The following is a 17,361-nucleotide window of genomic DNA, read 5'->3' as shown; positions in this document are numbered from 1 at the left end:
GCTCGGTCTCGTGGGCCGGCCTCCTGGGTCCTGCCAGGAGACCGCTGGTTCAACTGCGGGCGAACTCCAGGAGGTCGGCGTTGAAGACCTCGGCGAACTTGGGCACCATGGCGAGCCCGTGGGGCGCCCCCGGGTACACCTTGTAGACCACGTCCTTGACGAGCTTCGACGACTTGTCGCCGGAAGCCACGATGGGAACGATCTGGTCGTCGTCGCCGTGCACGATGAGTGTCGGTACGTCGATCTTCTTGAGGTCTTCGGTGAGGTCGGTCTCGGAGAACGCCTTGACGCAGTCGTACGCGCCCTTGATGCCGACGGTCATGCTCCAGAGCCAGAACTCGTCCCGCGTCCCCTGGGTGACGGTCGATCCGTCACGGTTGGCCCCGTAGAAGGAGGCGCTGAGGTCCCGGTAGAACTGCGACCGGTCGGTCTCCACGCCCTTGCGGATGCCGTCGAAGACGTCGATCGGCAGTCCTTCGGGGTTCTGGTCCGTCTTCAGCATGAGCGGCGGGATCGCGCCGACCAGGACCGCCTTGGCCACCCGGCCGGTGCCGTGCCGGCCGATGTAGCGGGTGACTTCGCCGCCGCCCGTCGAATGGCCGACCAGAATGACATCCCGGAGGTCGAGCGCTTCGATGACCGCCGCCAGGTCGTCGGCGTACGTGTCGAGGTTGTTGCCGTCCCAGGGCTGGCCGGAGCGTCCGCCACCGCGCCGGTCGTGGGCGACGGCCCGGAAACCGTTGTCCGCCATCACCTTCATCTGGGCGTCCCAGGCGTCCGCGGTCAGCGGCCAGCCGTGGGAGAAGACGACCGGCTGGCCCGATCCCCAGTCCTTGTAGAAGATCTGTGTGCCGTCCTTGGCCGTGGCGAAGGGCATGTGTGGGTCCTCTCGCATCTGGTCCGGAATTCCACGCTGCACGCGATGCCGGTACCCGCGCCCGGCCGGCGGACGGCGCTGTCGCCGATGTGTCCGGCAGCGAGTCCCCGCGACGGCCCTCACGAACTTGCTGCCCCGCCACGCCATGAACCGGCGGCACACGCGCGAGGGGCGACGGGGCGGTCGGCAGCACGAAATGACCGGAGTGAGCATGTCGTCCACATCACCCTAGCCGAGGCACCCCACCTCGTCGCGTCGGGCGGCCGGGCGTTCACCGAGAAGCGCCCGCCCGTCCGGAGCCGGTGAGAGGCGCTGCCAGGAGTCCGCCAAGGGTTCGGCCTGAAGTGGGTGCACGGTTCGGCCTGGAGTCCTCGAAGGGTACGGCCTTGCGTCGCTGTCAGTTCGCGGGGCCGCCCCCCCGTCACGTCGCGGCGTCGGCCTCACCTCGTCCGCCGGAGCGCCCGAAGAGACCGCCGGCCACCACGCCTCGGGTGGAGAAGGTGACGGGTTCGCCCGGCAGGAAGCCTCCCGGCGGGATACCGGGGTGGTGCCCCTCGCGGGGTGACGGATCTTCGGATCCGGGGCCGAGCGCCAGCCGGGAGACGATGCGGTAGCGGTCCCCTCGGTAGATCGAGTGGACGTACTCCACCGGTCGGCCCCGGGCGTCCGAGGTGAGGCGCTCGAACAGCAGGGCCGGGGAGAGCTCCGGCACATCGAGCAGTCCCGCCTCCTCGCGGGTCACGACCGTGGGCTCGATCGACTGGACCGCCTCGCTCACCTGGATTCCGTGCCGCCGGCCGAGGTGTTCGTACAGGTCGCCGTTCTCCAGTTCGTCACTGGTCAGGTCGGGCACGAGGTCGGCGGGGACATGCAGGTACTCGATGGCCATGGGTGAGCCGTCGACCAGGCGGAGCCGCGCCACGTACCGGATTCCGGCCGCGGGCGAGATGCGCAGCCTGCGGCCCACCCGGGCACCTGCGGACAGCGTGCTGAATTCCAGAAGCCTGCTGGTCCATGTGCCCGCGGCCTGGGGCAGGCTGAAGGTCTGCCGGTCCGGGACCAGTTCCTGGGTGATCTTCTCGGCGGCCACGAACATCCCCCGCCCGTGCTCGCGCACCAGGAGTCCGGCGACCACCAGTTGATCCACAGCCGCACGCAAAGTGGGCCGGGAGACACCGAGTTGTGCGCAGAGCGCGCGCTCGGAGGGGATGGCGTCACCGGGACGGCGTTCCTCGATGAGTTCGAGGATCGTGTCGCGGACTCTTTCTCGTTTGAGGACCGCGCGGGAGGCGGCGGGATCGATCTCCATGCGTGACTCTCGTTCGTCGTCGGTGCGGCCAACCGGTACGGCATCCGACCCTAACTGGTCCGCTGGTCAAGTGGATCGATTCAGCTCGTCCTCGCGAGACAGGTGTGCCGCATCACGCCGAGCCCAGCAAGTCCCTTTGAATACAAGGGGGTTGACTGACGCAATGGTCTATGCCACTTTCAGGCGACGTCAACTGGTAAGGCCGATCGGCCAACTGGTCAAGCACGGCACGTCTTCTCGCGTTCCTGAGCACCCCCACCTCCCGCAGCCGGCGGGAGCCCACCGGAAGGAACCCCCATGAGAAACCGTCCCCCCACCGGCCGCCGTCGTGTGGCCCTCGCGCTGTCGGCCCTCCTGGGCGGCACCGCCCTGGTCGCCGTTCCGCTGTCCGCCCCCGCCGCCGCGGCCGGAGGTCTCGCCGTCCAGTACCGCACCAGCGCGAGCGGGGCCACCGCCGACCAGAGCGAGCCCTGGTTCACCGTGCGCAACACCGGCCCCGCCGCAGTGCAGTTGAGCCAGGTGAAGATCCGCTACTACTTCAAGGCGGACTCGGCGAGCGCCACCTATCGCTTCGCCTGTTCCTGGGCGGTCAAGGGATGCGCGAACGTCACCGGCACCTTCGGCACCCTGACTCATCCCACCGCGACCGCGGACCGCTACCTGGAGATCGGCTTCACCTCCACGGCCGGCGCCCTCGCACCGGGCGCGGACACCGGCGACATGCAACTGCGCTTCTACCAGTCCACCTGGCAGTCCGTGAACCAGGCGGACGACTACTCCTTCAACGGCGCGCAGACCTCGTACGCGGACTGGAACAAGGTCACCGCCCAGCTCGCCGGAGCCACCGTGTGGGGCACTGCGCCGGAGGGCAACGACCCCACGGATCCGACCGATCCCACCGACCCGACCGACCCGCCCGGCGGCGGCCAGGCGCTGTTCGACGACTTCTCCTACTCGTCGTACACCGACCCCGCGATCTCCGCGCACGGCTGGAACGTCCGCTCCAACTCCGGCGGACCCGGGGTCCCCGGCGCGACCTGGGACCCGTCCGGGGTCACCTTCCCGACCGTGTCTGGCAACGCGGTGATGAACCTGCGGACGTCGACCTCGGGCACCGCGGAGTCCACCCGGCAGACCGAAGTCGTCTCCAAGAGCATGAAGTTCAAGAACGGCACCTACGCGGCCCGGGTCAGGTTCGCCGACGCTCCGGGGTCCGGCCCCGACGGCGATCACCTGGTGCAGACGTTCTTCACCATCAACGACCTGACGGCGCCGATGGCGGACGACTACTCCGAGTACGACTTCGAGTACCTGCCCAACGGCGGCTGGGGCGAGACGGGCAACATCCTGTACACCACCTCCTGGGAGACGTACAACCCGGATCCCTGGCAGGCCGTCAACCAGCACACCGAGGCACGCCAGAGCTACGCCGGCTGGCACGACCTGGTGCTCACCATCGACAGCGGCAGCATCAAGTACTACATCGACGGACAGCTCTTCGGCACCCACGACGCCCAGTACCTGCCCGAGCGGCCGATGTCGATCAACTTCAACCAGTGGCTGATCGACCTGGCAGGACAGACCTCGACCACGGCACGCGCCTACGACGAACAGGTCGACTACGTCCTGCACGTCAAGGACCAGGTCCTCACCCCGGCCCAGGTGGCCTCGAAGGTGGCCGGCTACCGCAGCGCCGGCACCGCGTTCGTGGACGAGGTGCCGACTCCCTGACGCGGCCGGTCGGTACGACCTGTCCGGAACGACGGCCGGACTCCTGCGCGTGGCCGGCGGCTGGGACCGCGACCCCGGACAGCCTGTCGGCGAGCGCGTGGGCGCTCGCCGACAGGGACGCTCAGGCATCGGGTGCCGACGACCGGAACGGTCAGTGGTGCCGGGCCCGTTCGCCCAGGTGCGCCAGCACCGCGCCGGCCATGGCCTCCTGGCCCTTGGCGTTGGGGTGGGCCGGAGCGGCGGGCGAGGTCGGGCGCAGCGGCTCGATCCAGCGATCGGCGGGGGCCTTGCACATGTCGTGGCCGACGGTCGGCCCGTAGGTGTCCACGTACTCGGCGCGGTTCAGGAACGCCACCGTGCGGAGCATCAGATTGAGCCGCTTGCCGGTGTCCCGCAGATAGGGGAAGTCCTTCGCGGCGAACGGAACGGTCGGGTAGCAGCCGCTGCCGTCGTCGGGCAGGAGGTCGGGGTAGCCGACGACGACCACCCGGGCGTGCGGCGCCCTGGCGTGGATCTCGCGGAGCACCCGGGCGACCTTGGGAGCCGTTTCGAGGATGTTCAGGGTGAGTTGGTCGTAGCCCGCGGCGCCGTAGTACTGCTGGCAGGGGTTGCCCGAGAGGTCCTTCGAACTGAGCCCGGCGCAGGTGGCGATGATCGGGCCGAAGCCCATGTCGTTGCCGCCGATCTGCAGGGTCACCAGGTCGGTGCCGTGCTTGACCGCGTTGAGCTGGGGCCCGTTGGTCCCCTGCGCCTTCCACATCTCGTCGGTCTTGGCGCCGGAACAGCTCACGTCCGTGAAAGAGGCGACCTTGCGTGCGGCCGCTGTGATCGAGGGATAATTGTGGTCGGAGCGCGCGCAGTTCGCGTCGACCTGCTGAGGAATCAGCGGCCCGGACGTGTACGAGTCGCCGAGCGCGACGTAGTCGACGCCGTGCGGCGCGTGGCCTTCGCCCGCCGCGGCGGGAGTCGCCGCCGCGACACCGGCGACGAGCGCGCAGCTGCTCAGCGCCGCCCCCACCGCCATGGCGCCCCGTCGCCTCGGGACGCCCTTGTCCGGACGCGTGTGATGGTTCATCGTGCCCCTCCCCTGAAGCCATGACGGCCTGCTGAACGGGTACCGGCTTTCCCGCGGCGCGCGGGATCCCGGCGCCGCGGCAGGCCGGACGGCTCCTGCCCGGCAGACCCAACCTGGTCTGTATACCGGCCGGTAGGCCGCCGGACCAGAGTTTGATCGCCTCCACTTGTCCAACTCTCATCCACCGCCCGCCGGTTCGGTCGGCGTACGGGCTGCGTCGGACGGCGCGGAGGACGGGGACGGCGGGCGGGCGGCGTCCCCGAATCGGATGGTGAAGTCGTTCAGGGCCAGGCTGAGCAGGGGCGGGCGGCGGCCCAACTCCCCGAGCGGGCCGCCGTCCTGTGCGGTCCAGCGCGCCTTTGCCGTTCGTACGGTGGAGCGCGAGCGGACAGAGCTGGTCTTCAGTCCGCCGTGGAGGGTCTGCGTGACGCGATAGGTGAGCGGCCAGCGGCCCGGTATCCGGCGGCCGGGCTCGAAGACGGCGGTGGCCAGCACGTCCTTCGCCGTCCTCGCGCCGGCCCGCACACCGATGTTCCGGTCGATTTCGAAGTCCGCCATCTCCTTGGGGATGCCCCACAGTTCCCGGCCACCCGCCATCGAGGCGGCGCTGTCCACCCAGATGTCGGTGATGCAGACACGGGGGCGACGGCCGTCCCGTACGAGGACGGCGCGGAGCAGTTCGTTGTAGTGCAGGACGCTGTCGTTCTCGTAGACGACCCAGGCGGCGCCGACCACACCACGTCCGGCGACGGTGACCGGCCGGGTGCCGTCCGCAACCGGCGGCAGTTCGCGGGTCGGCACCAGCCACAACGACAGATACATCTGGCCGGCCAGACGCCAGGGTTCCTCGGGGTAGGGCGTCACGGGGTGTCCTTTCCGGTGGGGGGTTCCAGCCGCAGCGCCGCCGGTGCGCCCGCGGGAACGGCGGGGTACTTCGGCGGTACCGGCCGCAGTCGGCGGTAGGACAGACCGGGTCCGGGCCGGGGGTCGTCCTCGCCGTGGTTGGGCCACAGGGCTACGGCCCGCTCGGCCAGGGCGGTGATGGTGAGGGAGGGGTTCACACCGAGGTTCGCCGAGATCGTGGAACCGTCGATGACATGCAGACCCGGATATCCGTGCAGCCGGTGATAGGGGTCGACGACCCCGGTCTCCGGGGTCTCGCCGACGGTGCATCCGCCGATGAGATGCCCGGTGGTGGGAATGTCGAACAGATCGGCCCAGGTGCCGCAGGCCTGGCCGCCGATGCGCTCGGCCGCTCTGCGGGCCGCCCGGTGTCCCGCGGGTATCCAGGACGGATTGGGGGTGCCCTCGCCGGGGCGGCTGGTCAGCCGTTTGCGTCCGGTGGGAGTACGGCGGAGGTACGTCGTCACGGAGTTGTCGAGGGACTGCATGACCAGCAGGACGACGGACTGCTGGGACCAGCGGCGCGGGTTGTGCAGGCTCGGCAGGTCGCGCAGATTGCGTGCCATCGCGACCAGACCGACGAACAGCCGGGAGCGGCCGGGGACGGGGTCGACGAGCATCGCACCGAGCAGCCCGAGCAGATTGCTGCCGCGGCCGTAGCGGACGGCTTCGACGTGCGTGTTCTCGTCGAGGTGCACGGAGGAGGTGATGGCGACGCCCCGGCTGAAGTCGGTGGTCCTGTCCTTGGCCCTGACACCCAGGACGGCCTCGGAGTTGGTGCGGGTCAGTCTGCCGAGCCGGGGTGACAGCCGGGGCAGGGATCCGCGGTCCCGCAGCCGGTGGAGCAGTCGCTGGGTGCCCAGGGCGCCCGCCGCGAAGACGACGTGCCGGGCGGTCAGGGTCCGCCTGCGGGGGAGCGCCCGGCCACCGGTGCGTACCGATGTGACGGCCCAGCCGCCACCGTCCCGGGTGACGTCGGTGACCGTGCGCAGGGCCAGCACCTCGGCGCCCGCGCGCTCGGCCAGTCCCAGATAGTTCTTCGGCAGTGTGTTCTTCGCGTTGTGCCGGCAGCCGGTCATGCACGCGCCGCAGTGCAGGCAGGTGTTGCGCTCGGGCCCCGCCCCGCCGAAATAGGGGTCCGCGACGCGGGCCCCCGGGGCGGAGCCGGGGGGCCCGAAGTGCACGCCGACCGGCGCGGCCTTGAACGTCTCCGCACAGCCGAGGTCGTCCGCGGCGTCCCTGAGGAGCCGGTCGGCGTCGGTGAGCACGGGGTTGGGGGTGACGCCGAGCATCCGGCGGGCCTGCGTGTAGTAGGGCGCGAGCTCGCCGCGCCAGTCGGTGATCGCGGCCCACGGCGAGCCCTGGTAGAAGGCGTCGGGCGGCTCGTAGAGCGTGTTGGCGTAGCCGAGGGAGCCGCCACCGACACCGGCGCCCGTGAGGACGAGCACATCACCCAGCAGGGTCATGCGCAGGATGCCCGTGCACCCGAGGCGCGGGGCGAAGAGATAGTCCCGCACATGCCAGGACGTACGGGGGAAGTCGGTGTCGGCGAAGCGGCGGCCGGACTCCAGGATCCCGACGCGATACCCCTTCTCGGTGAGGCGCAGCGCGGTGACGCTGCCGCCGAATCCGGAGCCTATGACGAGTACGTCGTAGTCGGGCGCGTCCATCAGGGTCCCTTCGGTACGAAGTCGGCGAGGACCGGGCCGATCAGGCGCGTGATGTTCGCCCGGCGGACTTCCGGGTGCTCGCCCGCGAGCCGCACCGGTCCTTCGAGGCAGGGCGTGTGGACCGCGAGCGCGAAGTGCGGCAGCAGGACGAGCAGCAGGGACAGCAGGGCGTCGATGTCGGAGCCTTTGCGCAGGTCTCCGGTCTCGACCGCCCGCTCGACCAGGGGCCGCAGACCGGCCAGGTAGATGTCCTGCACCGGGGCGCGCACGGCGCTGCGGACGGCCGGGTCGAGCTCCATGTTGGTGGCGGCGGTGACCCCGCGCTCCAGCGGATGGCCGGCGAAGTAGTCGAGCCAGGCCTCCAGGGCGTCGGTGAGGTAGCGGGAGAACGCCGTGGAGCCGTCGTAGCCGTCGAGCCAGGGCCGCATGGCGGCGTGGACGCGCAGGGAGGTCTGCTCGGCCACGTAGGCGAAGAGGTCGAGCTTGCCCTCGAAGTACTGGAACAGCGAACCCTTGGCCACGCCGGCCTCTCGGGCGATGACGTTGAGGCTTCCGGTGGAGTAGCCGTGGGTGCCGAACTCGTCCATCGCGGCGACCAGGACCCGTTCGCGGCGCACCGGTGACAGACGGGTCCAGGTGGAAGTGGGCATCGGCGCTCCTGCGTATGACCGGGCGGTCATGTGACCGCCCGGTCATCGTCGGTGCGGTGATGACACGCTGTCAACAAGGCGGACAGAAACCGTTGTTGCTCAACCAGACGCGCGAACTCCGGCTTGTGTCAGGGCCATTGACAGGGGAATCACCGCACAGCAGCCTGTGACCACCCGGTCATGTGACCGGGTGGTCACAGGAAGGGGCGGACATGGAAAGGGTGTGTGTGATCGGGGCGGGCTCGTCCGGGATCGCCGCCTGCCAGGTGCTCGCGGCGCGCGGGATCGCGTACGACTGCTACGAGACCGGGTCCGAGGTCGGCGGCAACTGGCGCTATCTGAACGACAACGGGATGTCGTCCGCCTACCGCTCGCTGCACATCAACACCTCGCGGCAGGTCATGGAGTACGCGAGCTTCCCCATGCCGGAGGACTGTCCGGTCTACCCCAGTCACTTCCAGATCGCCCGGTACTTCGACCGTTTCGTGGACCACTTCGGGCTGCGGCCGTCGATCACCTTCCGGACCGAAGTGGTGCGCGTGGAACCGGTCCCCGGCGGGTCGTGGAGTGTCACGACCCGCCACCGCGACTCGGGCGAGACGGCGGAACGGATCTACGGGGCCGTCCTGGTGGCCAACGGCCATCACTGGAAGCCCCGTTGGCCGCGGCCCTCCTTGCCGGGAGCCGAGGAGTTCACCGGCACGCAGACGCACTCGCACGACTACCGGACACCGGAGGCCTTCGCCGACCGGCGCGTCCTCGTCCTCGGCATCGGCAACTCGGCGTGCGACATCGCGGTGGAGACCTCACGGGTGTCCCGGCGCACGGTTCTCGCCATGCGCCGCGGCGCGCACATCCTGCCCAAGTACCTGTTCGGTGTGCCCACCGACCATCTCACCGGCTCCTGGCTGGCGCGGGCTCCGCTGTCCGTGCAGGAGCGGGGCCTTCGGCTCCTGCTGCGGCTCAGCCGGGGCCGGTTGAAGGACTACGGGCTGCCGACGCCCCGGCACCGTGTGCTGGGGGCCCACCCCACCATCTCCGACGACCTGCTGTCCCGCCTCGGCCACGGCGACATCGCCGTGAAGCCCGCTCCCGTACAACTGCGGGGCAACCGGGTGACGTTCGAGGACGGGAGCACGGAGGAGATCGACGCGATCGTCTACTGCACGGGCTACGACATCGCTTTCCCGTTCCTCGAGAACGAGGTGATCGATCCGTCCGACAACGACATCGACCTCTACCACCGGGTGGTCGCGCCGGACCGTCCCGGCCTCTACTTCATCGGACTCGTCCAGCCCCTCGGCGCGATCATGCCGCTCGCGGAGGCGCAGTCGCACTGGGTGGCGGATCTGCTGGAGGGCCGGTGCGCACTGCCCGGACCGGAGCGGATGCGCCAGGAGACCGGGACGTACCGCGCGAGGCTCGCGCGCCGCTATGTCACCTCGACCCGGCACACCATTCAGGTCGACGCGCAGGCCTATCTCCGGGAACTGCGGGCGGAGCGACGCGTGGGCGCGGCCCGGGTCCGACGGCGGACAGCCGGCCGCTGAGACCCCGCGGCGCGCGGCGGAGGAACGGAGGGGGACATCGCACTCGGCGATGTCCCCCTCCGCTCATGCCCGGTCGCGCCGACGCGCTTCCAGCGTGCCCGCGGCGGCGACACCGTCCCGAGTGGCCCGGTGCGTTCCGACGTGCCCGCGGCGCCGTCCAGTTCTCCGCCCCGGTCCTCACCGGCCCCCACCGGACCTCCCCGCCCTTCGCCTGGCGTGACCCGGATCACCTGACCCGACTGCATAGTGGGGCGCCCGCCGACGTCTTTCTCCAGGTGTACGAAGCCGGCAAGGGCGGGGACGGTGCGGATGGAACAGACAAGAGCCGAGGGGACCCACGGCTTCGACGCGTTCGTCGCGGCCCGTTGGTCGGCGTTGTTCCACCTCTCCCGCCTGCTCTGCGCGGGTGACCGGCACCGCGCCGAGGATCTGCTCCAGGAAGCCCTGGTCAAACTCTGGTTCGTCTGGCCGAAGGTCGCCGACGAGGCGCCCGAGGCGTACGTACGAAAGATTCTGGCCCGTGCGGCCGCGCGTTCCGCACGGCGGCGGTGGTGGGGTGAACGGCCCGTGGAGGCACTGCCGGACCTGGCGCACACCGGGGACGAGTCGGCGGCCGTGGTGGAACGGTCACGGCTGGAGGCGGCTCTGGCCCAACTGCCGCCCCGGCAGCGGGCGGCCGTAGTGCTGCGCTACTACCAGGATCTGCCCGAACGGCAGGTCGCGGAGGTCCTGGGCTGCCCGTTGGGCACCGCCCGTTCCCACGCGTCACGCGGTGTGGCGCGGCTGCGCCAGATCCTGGCGGATGTCATCGAGCCGGTGGGGTGAAGGAAAGCATGGACCACTTCGAGCGGGAGTTGGCGCGGATGATGCGCGACGCCCAGGAACACACCCCCTTCGAGCCCGCACAGCAGAACAGCCTCCGGGCCGGCGTCCGCGTCCGCCGCCGAGTGCGCGCGGCACAGAAGGCGGCGAGCTGCGTCCTGGCGGTCGCCGGGGTCAGCGTCGGCCTGTTCCTGCTGCCGCACACCCCCGACCGCGACATGCCACTGGGCCCCGTACCACGGCCCGCGACCAGCCCCACCTCCCCTTACGTCACCCCGTCCCCGAGCCCGCCATCGAGCGGGCCCCCCACCGAGTCGGCCACGGCCGGGAACACCGCCGGGACCTCCGGACCGCCCGACACGGCTACCACGACAGGGAGCTCGACCTCGGTGTCCTCCGGCCCCGGGGGAACCGCGACGTCCAGCGCGCCGGCCACCGCGCCGGTGACGCCGAGCGAGACCCCGTCGTCCACGCCGACGCCGAACCTCTATCCGTCTTCGTCGGCCGGCGCGACCAACACCCCATAGGTCCGGCACACCTCCGGCACGGCCTCCGCCGCGCCGCTCCCGCGGGCCCGCGCGGCCCGGGACAGGCGCCCGCCCCCACCGCTCGACGGGCGGTACCGGCCCCTGTCCGCACAGCACCCATATCCCCACTCCGTCAGCGCAGTTCGGCCGTGAGCGTCTTCGGCCTGCCTCGCGACAGAGAACAGAACAGGACGAATCATGATGAAGACATTGCGGTCCGCTCCCCCGGACTTCGAGGGCTCGGCGGACTTCGAGACCTTCGAGAGGGGACTGCCCGTGGACCGCCTGCCCGTCCGCCTTCCGTTGCCGGCGGACCACACGGAACCCGTACTGGACGTGGTCGTCCCCGTGTTCAACGAGGAAACGGACCTGGAACCGAGTGTCCGGCGCCTGCACGCCCACCTGCGGGAGACGTTCCCGTACCCGTTCCGCATCACCGTCGCCGACAACGCCAGCACCGACGCCACCCCGCGGATCGCCGCCCGGCTGGCCGCGGACCTGCCCGAGGCCACGTGGATACGGCTCGACGAGAAGGGACGCGGCCGGGCCCTGCGTGCCGCGTGGTCGGGCTCGAAGGCGCCGGTCCTCGCCTATCTGGACGTCGACCTGTCCACCGAGCTGAACGCTCTCCTGCCGCTGGTCGCCCCGCTGATATCCGGGCACTCCGACATCGCCATCGGCTCGCGGCTCGCTCGCGGATCCCGAGTGACCCGCGGCCCCCGGCGCGAGATCATCTCCCGTTGCTACAACGCCCTGTTGCGGTCCACCCTCGCTGTCGGCTTCTCCGACGCGCAGTGCGGCTTCAAGGCCATCCGCCGCGATGTCGCCGAGCGTCTGCTGCCGCTGGTGGAGGACTCGGGGTGGTTCTTCGACACCGAGCTGCTGGTGATCGCCGAACGCGCCGGGCTGCGTATCCATGAGGTGCCGGTCGACTGGGTGGACGACCCCGACAGCCGGGTCGACCTGGTGTCCACGGCCGTGGCCGACCTTCGCGGCATCGCGAGGATCGGCCGCGCGCTGGCCCGTGGCACGCTGCCGACCGCGCGGCTCGGGCGCGACCCCGAGAGCGGGCCGCCGGTCTCACTGACGGCTCAGTTGCTGCGGTTCGGCGCCGTGGGCGTGGTGAGCACGATCGGGTACGTCCTCCTCTACGCGGCCCTGCGCCCGATGACGGGACCGCAGGCCGCCAACGCGTGGGCGCTGCTGGTCTGCGCCGCCGCCAACACGGCCGCGAACCGACGGCTCACCTTCGGGCTGCGCGGCCGGACCGGCTCACTGCGCCACCAGGTCAAGGGACTTGCCGTGTTCGGCCTCGGCCTCGCGCTCACCAGCGGCTCGCTGGCCGCGCTGCACCACTGGACGCACGGGCCCGGCCGGTCCACCGAGATCATGGTCCTCGTCACCGCCAACCTGGCCGCGACGCTGCTGCGGTTCCTGCTCCTGCGTGCCTGGGTCTTCACCCCGACCACCCAGGACGACGGCACGGGAGCCGAGCAGCGATGAACAACACCGACCCCGCGAACACCCCGGCGGAGCAGAACAACAGGCCCCGCACCGCGGCCCGTTGGCCCACGGTCCAACAGCCGGACGACACGATCCCGGCACACGGCACGTTCTCGACGTACGGCATCGGCTCGACGGACGCCATCCGCGCGCAAGGCGAGAGGACCGCCCCGCCCACCTCCGGCACACCCGCCGTCACCTCGGCCCGCGCCCGCGCCCGCGCAGGCGCCCGCGAGGGCTGGACGCGGCTGTGCCGGGCCTCAAGGCCGCACGGTCCGGTCCTCGCGCTGTACGGCACCATGAAGCTCATCGGCTTCTGCGTCTTCATGTACCTGCTGGACTCCTCCGGAGACTTCCGCGGGAAGAACCCCCGCTTCGGGGGCGGCGCCCACACCTGGGACGTCCTGGCCACCTGGGACGGCTGGTGGTACCAGCAGATCGCGGCGCACGGCTACCACCCCGCGCTCGTACCGGTGCCCGGCGCCACCGGCCTGATCACCCTGGAAGGCAACTCCGCGGCGTTCTTCCCGCTGTACCCCGCCCTGATGCGCCTGGTGTCGTCCTGCACCGGGCTCGGTCTGCTCGGAGCGGGACTGGTGGTCTCCGTCGTCGCCTCGTTCGTGGCCGCACTGGCGGTCTACGCCGTGACCGCCCGGATCAGCGGCCGGCGTGCCGGGCTGGCCGCCGCCGGGCTCTGGGCCGTGTGGCCCGGCTCGGGCACGGAGTGGTCCGGCTACTCGGAATCCCTGTACGTCGCCCTGGCCGCCTGGGCCTGCTACGCCGTCATGCGCCGGCACTGGCTCACCGCCGGCCTCCTGACCTGCACCGCGGGCCTCACCCGGCCGACGGCCACCGCGCTGATCGCGGCGCTCGCCCTCGCCGTACTCGTGGAACTGCTCCGGCGCAGGCGCGCGGTGCGGCGCAGGGAGGACTCCCCCGTGCCGGACGGCACAAGGCGCCTGGACGCGTCGGTGCGCCCACTGGTGGCCCTCGTGATCGCGCCTGTCGGACTGGCCGGCTATCTCGGCTGGGTGGGCTGCCAAATGGGCGACTACGGCGGGTACTTCACGCTGCAGGCCGGCGCCTGGGCCCACACGTTCGACTACGGCCGGCACACCTTCAAGGTGTTCACGTCGCTCATGGTCGGTCGCTACGACTATCTCTACGCCTTCCCCTTCGAAGACGTCATCGCCGCCGGCACCGTCCTGCTGGCCCTCATCGTGCTGCCCCTGCTGTTCCGGCTGCGCCCGCCCCTCGTGCTGACCGTCCACACCCTTCTGACGATCGCCCTCGTCCTGGGAAGCCAGCAGATCTTCGGCAACGTCTCCCGCTATCTGCTCCCGGCCTTCCCTCTCCTCATCCCCTGCGCCACCGCCATGCGCCGGCTCAGCACTCCGGTGCTGTGCACGGTTCTCACCATCGCGGCAGCCGCGTCGGGCTCGTACGCCGGATACGTGCTGTTCGAAGTCGGCGTTCCGTGACCGGCACCCGTACCACGCCCCGCCGTCGAACACGCGGCTCCTCGACGTCCCGGGAAGCCCTCCCTCACCCCTGGGAGGCTAGATCTTGGGCCTGAGCGTGCTTCCGGGACGGAGGCTGCCGGTCCCGTCGAGTTCGTCGAGCACGGCGGACAGGCCGACACGCAGCATCCTTCTCCGGACGCCGCCCAGGATCCGGGCCATGAAGAGACCACCGACGCCAGTGAAGCCCGTGTGGTCGTACGTGAACCGCGTCCCTGCCGCGTGGGGCTGGATCCGGTAGGCCACCTCGGTCGTCTCGCCGCCGCCGTGGTCGGTCCACGAGTAGCGCAGCAGTCGGGGTTCGTCGGCCTGCAGGACGACGCAGTCGACGATGCCGCTCCAGCCGGGCTTCGGCTTCGCCACGAACTGGAACGTGGTGCCCTCCTCCGCGGCGAACCCGTCCGCTCGCGCACCGGCGCCGGTCACGGTCCACAGCGGGATGAGCTCGGGATCGGTCACGGCGCGCCAGACCTTCGCGGGCGCATGGGGGTAGTCGTTGACGATATGGATGGCGCTCATGCGAGCTCCCGAAGGCGTAGGGATGACAGGACCGCACAGTTCACCGCGGCAGAACAGCACCGCAGATCATTACAGCGACTGAAACTTTACAGCAGCAGTAATCATTTTGCCACTGGACTACGCTGCTGCCATGAGCACAGTGGACTGGACGGCCTGGCGCCAGCAGGCCGGGGAGCCCGAGACCGAGGGACTGCGGGAGCGGAAGAAGCGTCTGACACGGCAACGCCTGTCCGATACCGCGACCGAGATGTTCATGGAACGCGGCTTCGACGCCGTCCGCGTGGCGGAGATCGCCGAGGTGTGCGGGGTTTCGGAGAAGACGGTCTTCAACTACTTCCCCACCAAGGAATCGCTCGTCCTGGACCTCGGCGAGAGCACGATGGACGCCCTGCGGGTCGCGCTGGCCGACCCGGCCCGCTCCCCCGTCGAGGCGGTACTGCGGATCCTCTCGGGCGAACTGCGCGGCATGACCTCCTGGATCGCGGGACAGGACGACCCCGTCGAGGCCGCCGCGAAGATCAAACGCTTCGGCTCGCTGACCAGGTCCACGCCCTCGCTACGGGCCTACCACCGCGACATGACCGACCGACTCGTCGCCGTCGCGGCCGAGGTGCTCGCCGAGCGCACCCGCATGAGCCCGGACGCCCCGGAACCGCAGATCGCGGCGACCGCTCTGCTCGGACTGTGGAGCATCCAGTTCCAGAGCCTGCGGAAACACCTGGACGGGGCCCGTTCACCCGAGCAGGTCCACAAGGCGGTGACCGCCGACGTCCGGCGCGCGGCCACGCTCATCGACACCGGCCTGGCTGCGTTCGACGGTCTCACGAAGCCGACCCGGTCCGCGGCCACACCGCGCCCTTGAGCGGAAGCATGACGGACCGACGGCCCACACACGGCTCGCCGCATCGGTCCCCATGCGGCTCGTCAAGCGGATCAACAGCCGTTCCACCGCACAGCGGTTGACCTCCGGCGCGGCGACCCCGGTGCGGGCGGCACGCCCTGCCCCCGGCGCCCGCCGCGCGAGGCTGCGTCCCTTGGCAGGGCGCCCCGCCCGAGGGCGCTCGGGCGCCCCCGGCCGTTTCGCGCGACCGTCTGTCTACGGCTGGGTCGGCGCCGCCTGCTGCACGACCTCGAAGGACCACAGCGTGGACCCGCTCGCCGCGGGCTTCGGACGCTCGGCGCCCTGCGCGTCCCCGCCCTGATGCGCGGCCTTCATCGGGCCCTCCATCCACGCCTGGAACGAAGCCTCGTCACGCCAGCGGGTGTACACGAGGTAGCTGTCGGTGCCTTCGACGGGCCGGAGGAGTTCGAACCACTCGAACCCGTCGGAGCCCTCGACGGCGTGCGCGCGGGAGGCGAAGCGCTTCTCCAGCGTCTCCCGCTGCTCGGCGGGTACGGACAGTACGTTGATCTTGACTACGCTCATGACCCCATCCTGCCGCACCACGGTCGGCAGAACGGTCAGGGGCCGCCCGACGCCCGGACCGGACGGCCGTCATCTCCCGGTGGGGCCCCTCGCGACGAACCCCGAACCGCTCCGCACCGGCGGGCTCGCCCCCGCGCAAAATGCCACGGCGACCGGCAACCGGCGACCGATCAACGATCGGACCGGCACCGGGCGTGGACGCGGGGGCGTGGCCGCCGCGGCCTTCGGGTCAGCGCGTGGAGAGGAGTTGGAGTGTGTCGATGACGCGGTTGGAGAAACCCCACTCGTTGTCGTACCAGGCGACCACCTTGATGTGCCGGCCGTCGACACGTGTGAGGGCCGAGTCGAAGATCGACGACGCCGGGTTGCCCGTGATGTCGGACGACACGAGCGCGTCCTCCGAGTACTCGAGGACACCGGCGAGCGGCCCCTCGGCCGCGGCACGGTAGGCGGCGAGGACATCGTCGCGGGTCACATCGCGGGCCACGGTGGTGTTGAGCTCGACGATCGACCCCACCGGAACCGGCACCCGGATCGAGTCGCCCGACAGCTTGCCTTCGAGATTCGGCAGCACCAGACCGATCGCCTTGGCGGCGCCGGTCGTGGTCGGCACGATGTTGACAGCGGCGGCGCGGGCTCGGCGGGCGTCACGGTGCGGGCCGTCCTGCAGGTTCTGTTCCTGGGTGTAGGCGTGCACCGTCGTCATGAAGCCGTGCTCGATACCGGCGAGTTCGTCGAGCACCGCGGCCAGGGGTGCGAGCGCGTTGGTCGTGCACGAGGCGTTCGAGACGATCGTGTGCAGGGCCGGGTCGTAGGCGTCGTTGTTGACACCGAACGCGAGCGTCACGTCGGCGCCCTCCGCCGGGGCACTGACGAGGACCTTCTTCGCGCCGGCGTCGAGGTGGGCCCCGGCGGCCTTGGCCGAGGTGAAACGGCCGGTGGCCTCCAGTACGACGTCCACGGCGAGCTCGGCCCAGGGCAGTTGCCCCGGCTCACGCTCGGCCAGCACCTTGATGCGCCTGCCGTCGACGACGAGGGTGTCCCCGTCGACGGTCACCGGGCGGCCGAGCCGCCCGGACGTCGAGTCGTAGGCGAGCAGCCGCGCGAGTGCGGCGGGCTCCGTCAGGTCGTTGACCGCGACGACTTCCAGGTCGGTGTCACGTTCGAGCAGCGCGCGCAGCACATTGCGTCCGATGCGGCCAAATCCATTGATGGCGATACGAGTCATGAGTGGTGTCCCTTCGGCTCCCTCTCAGATTCGCTCGCGGCGTCGGGCCGT

Annotated in this window: 16 protein-coding genes; 7 read left to right on the top strand and 9 right to left on the bottom strand. The window is 70.7% G+C overall.

What is annotated here, in order from left to right; translation table 11 throughout:
* Positions 1-49: 49 nt before the first annotated feature.
* Positions 50-877: an alpha/beta fold hydrolase gene (locus tag ACIQRL_RS27190; RefSeq protein WP_401336309.1), complete on the bottom strand. Its 828-nt coding sequence runs from the start codon at positions 875-877 to the stop codon at positions 50-52.
* A gap of 421 nt (positions 878-1,298) precedes the next feature.
* Positions 1,299-2,186, bottom strand: a complete 888-nt coding sequence (locus ACIQRL_RS27185) for a GntR family transcriptional regulator (protein ID WP_401336306.1) — start codon at positions 2,184-2,186, stop codon at positions 1,299-1,301.
* Between the two features lie 297 nt (positions 2,187-2,483).
* Between ACIQRL_RS27185 and ACIQRL_RS27180 the strand changes: the two genes are divergently transcribed.
* Positions 2,484-3,917: a cellulose binding domain-containing protein gene (locus ACIQRL_RS27180; RefSeq protein WP_401336303.1), complete on the top strand. Its 1,434-nt coding sequence runs from the start codon at positions 2,484-2,486 to the stop codon at positions 3,915-3,917.
* 151 nt (positions 3,918-4,068) lie between these two features.
* Here ACIQRL_RS27180 and ACIQRL_RS27175 read toward each other — a convergent pair whose 3' ends face one another.
* The 4 genes from ACIQRL_RS27175 to ACIQRL_RS27160 all read right to left on the bottom strand — a co-directional run bounded on the left by ACIQRL_RS27175 (position 4,069) and on the right by ACIQRL_RS27160 (position 8,215).
* The gene (locus ACIQRL_RS27175; RefSeq protein WP_401336301.1) at positions 4,069-4,992 is read right to left on the bottom strand and encodes an SGNH/GDSL hydrolase family protein; all 924 of its coding nucleotides are present in this window, start codon (positions 4,990-4,992) and stop codon (positions 4,069-4,071) included.
* Between the two features lie 177 nt (positions 4,993-5,169).
* A complete protein-coding gene (locus tag ACIQRL_RS27170) occupies positions 5,170-5,856 on the bottom strand; it encodes an acetoacetate decarboxylase family protein (protein WP_401336298.1) in 687 nt (228 codons plus the stop codon).
* Positions 5,853-7,565 (bottom strand): GMC oxidoreductase, encoded by a 1,713-nt coding sequence (locus ACIQRL_RS27165; RefSeq protein WP_401336295.1) that lies wholly within the window; start codon positions 7,563-7,565, stop codon positions 5,853-5,855. The genes ACIQRL_RS27170 and ACIQRL_RS27165 overlap by 4 nt, the downstream gene beginning before the upstream one ends.
* On the bottom strand, positions 7,565-8,215 hold the full coding sequence (locus ACIQRL_RS27160; RefSeq protein WP_401336293.1) for a TetR/AcrR family transcriptional regulator: 651 nt from the start codon (positions 8,213-8,215) through the stop codon (positions 7,565-7,567). Before ACIQRL_RS27160 ends, ACIQRL_RS27165 begins: the two co-directional genes overlap by 1 nt.
* Positions 8,216-8,427: 212 nt before the next feature.
* Between ACIQRL_RS27160 and ACIQRL_RS27155 the strand changes: the two genes are divergently transcribed.
* From ACIQRL_RS27155 to ACIQRL_RS27135, 5 genes are all read left to right on the top strand, one after another.
* Complete coding sequence (locus ACIQRL_RS27155) at positions 8,428-9,765, top strand: NAD(P)-binding domain-containing protein (RefSeq protein WP_401336290.1); 1,338 nt, start codon at positions 8,428-8,430, stop codon at positions 9,763-9,765.
* Between the two features lie 309 nt (positions 9,766-10,074).
* The gene (locus ACIQRL_RS27150) at positions 10,075-10,590 is read left to right on the top strand and encodes a SigE family RNA polymerase sigma factor (protein WP_401336288.1); all 516 of its coding nucleotides are present in this window, start codon (positions 10,075-10,077) and stop codon (positions 10,588-10,590) included.
* Between the two features lie 8 nt (positions 10,591-10,598).
* A complete protein-coding gene (locus ACIQRL_RS27145; protein ID WP_401336286.1) occupies positions 10,599-11,114 on the top strand; it encodes a hypothetical protein in 516 nt (171 codons plus the stop codon).
* Positions 11,115-11,390: 276 nt separating this feature from the next.
* Positions 11,391-12,617 carry a glycosyltransferase gene (locus tag ACIQRL_RS27140; protein ID WP_401336483.1) on the top strand — a complete coding sequence of 409 codons (1,227 nt, stop codon included), beginning with the start codon at positions 11,391-11,393 and terminating at the stop codon, positions 12,615-12,617.
* Between the two features lie 299 nt (positions 12,618-12,916).
* Positions 12,917-14,098 (top strand): hypothetical protein, encoded by a 1,182-nt coding sequence (locus ACIQRL_RS27135; protein WP_401336480.1) that lies wholly within the window; start codon positions 12,917-12,919, stop codon positions 14,096-14,098.
* A 78-nt stretch (positions 14,099-14,176) separates the two neighbouring features.
* On the opposite strand, the gene ACIQRL_RS27130 is transcribed toward ACIQRL_RS27135, so the two are convergent.
* Entirely contained in the window at positions 14,177-14,656 is a 480-nt protein-coding gene (locus ACIQRL_RS27130; protein WP_401336283.1) for an SRPBCC domain-containing protein, read from the bottom strand.
* Positions 14,657-14,786: 130 nt separating this feature from the next.
* Between ACIQRL_RS27130 and ACIQRL_RS27125 the strand changes: the two genes are divergently transcribed.
* Positions 14,787-15,518 (top strand): TetR family transcriptional regulator, encoded by a 732-nt coding sequence (locus ACIQRL_RS27125; protein ID WP_401336280.1) that lies wholly within the window; start codon positions 14,787-14,789, stop codon positions 15,516-15,518.
* Between the two features lie 234 nt (positions 15,519-15,752).
* On the opposite strand, the gene ACIQRL_RS27120 is transcribed toward ACIQRL_RS27125, so the two are convergent.
* Complete coding sequence (locus ACIQRL_RS27120; RefSeq protein WP_401336277.1) at positions 15,753-16,082, bottom strand: antibiotic biosynthesis monooxygenase family protein; 330 nt, start codon at positions 16,080-16,082, stop codon at positions 15,753-15,755.
* A gap of 229 nt (positions 16,083-16,311) precedes the next feature.
* Entirely contained in the window at positions 16,312-17,310 is a 999-nt protein-coding gene (gene gap, locus ACIQRL_RS27115; protein WP_401336274.1) for a type I glyceraldehyde-3-phosphate dehydrogenase, read from the bottom strand.
* Positions 17,311-17,361 lie beyond the last annotated feature (51 nt).

Origin of the sequence: Streptomyces sp. NPDC091209, assembly GCF_044757755.1 — a bacterium.
Taxonomy (GTDB): domain Bacteria; phylum Actinomycetota; class Actinomycetes; order Streptomycetales; family Streptomycetaceae; genus Streptomyces.
This window is presented reverse-complemented; position numbering and strand designations above follow the sequence as displayed.

Excerpts from the sequence above, each read along its gene's own strand:
- ACIQRL_RS27190 (WP_401336309.1), bottom strand. The coding sequence starts at position 877 with ATGCCCTTCGCCACGGCCAAGGACGGCACACAGATCTTCTACAAGGAC.
- ACIQRL_RS27185 (WP_401336306.1), bottom strand. The coding sequence starts at position 2,186 with ATGGAGATCGATCCCGCCGCCTCCCGCGCGGTCCTCAAACGAGAAAGA.
- ACIQRL_RS27180 (WP_401336303.1), top strand. The coding sequence starts at position 2,484 with ATGAGAAACCGTCCCCCCACCGGCCGCCGTCGTGTGGCCCTCGCGCTG.
- ACIQRL_RS27175 (WP_401336301.1), bottom strand. The coding sequence starts at position 4,992 with ATGAACCATCACACGCGTCCGGACAAGGGCGTCCCGAGGCGACGGGGC.
- ACIQRL_RS27165 (WP_401336295.1), bottom strand. The coding sequence starts at position 7,565 with ATGGACGCGCCCGACTACGACGTACTCGTCATAGGCTCCGGATTCGGC.
- ACIQRL_RS27160 (WP_401336293.1), bottom strand. The coding sequence starts at position 8,215 with ATGCCCACTTCCACCTGGACCCGTCTGTCACCGGTGCGCCGCGAACGG.
- ACIQRL_RS27155 (WP_401336290.1), top strand. The coding sequence starts at position 8,428 with ATGGAAAGGGTGTGTGTGATCGGGGCGGGCTCGTCCGGGATCGCCGCC.
- ACIQRL_RS27150 (WP_401336288.1), top strand. The coding sequence starts at position 10,075 with ATGGAACAGACAAGAGCCGAGGGGACCCACGGCTTCGACGCGTTCGTC.
- ACIQRL_RS27145 (WP_401336286.1), top strand. The coding sequence starts at position 10,599 with ATGGACCACTTCGAGCGGGAGTTGGCGCGGATGATGCGCGACGCCCAG.
- ACIQRL_RS27135 (WP_401336480.1), top strand. The coding sequence starts at position 12,917 with ATGAAGCTCATCGGCTTCTGCGTCTTCATGTACCTGCTGGACTCCTCC.
- ACIQRL_RS27130 (WP_401336283.1), bottom strand. The coding sequence starts at position 14,656 with ATGAGCGCCATCCATATCGTCAACGACTACCCCCATGCGCCCGCGAAG.
- ACIQRL_RS27125 (WP_401336280.1), top strand. The coding sequence starts at position 14,787 with ATGAGCACAGTGGACTGGACGGCCTGGCGCCAGCAGGCCGGGGAGCCC.
- ACIQRL_RS27120 (WP_401336277.1), bottom strand. The coding sequence starts at position 16,082 with ATGAGCGTAGTCAAGATCAACGTACTGTCCGTACCCGCCGAGCAGCGG.
- gap (WP_401336274.1), bottom strand. The coding sequence starts at position 17,310 with ATGACTCGTATCGCCATCAATGGATTTGGCCGCATCGGACGCAATGTG.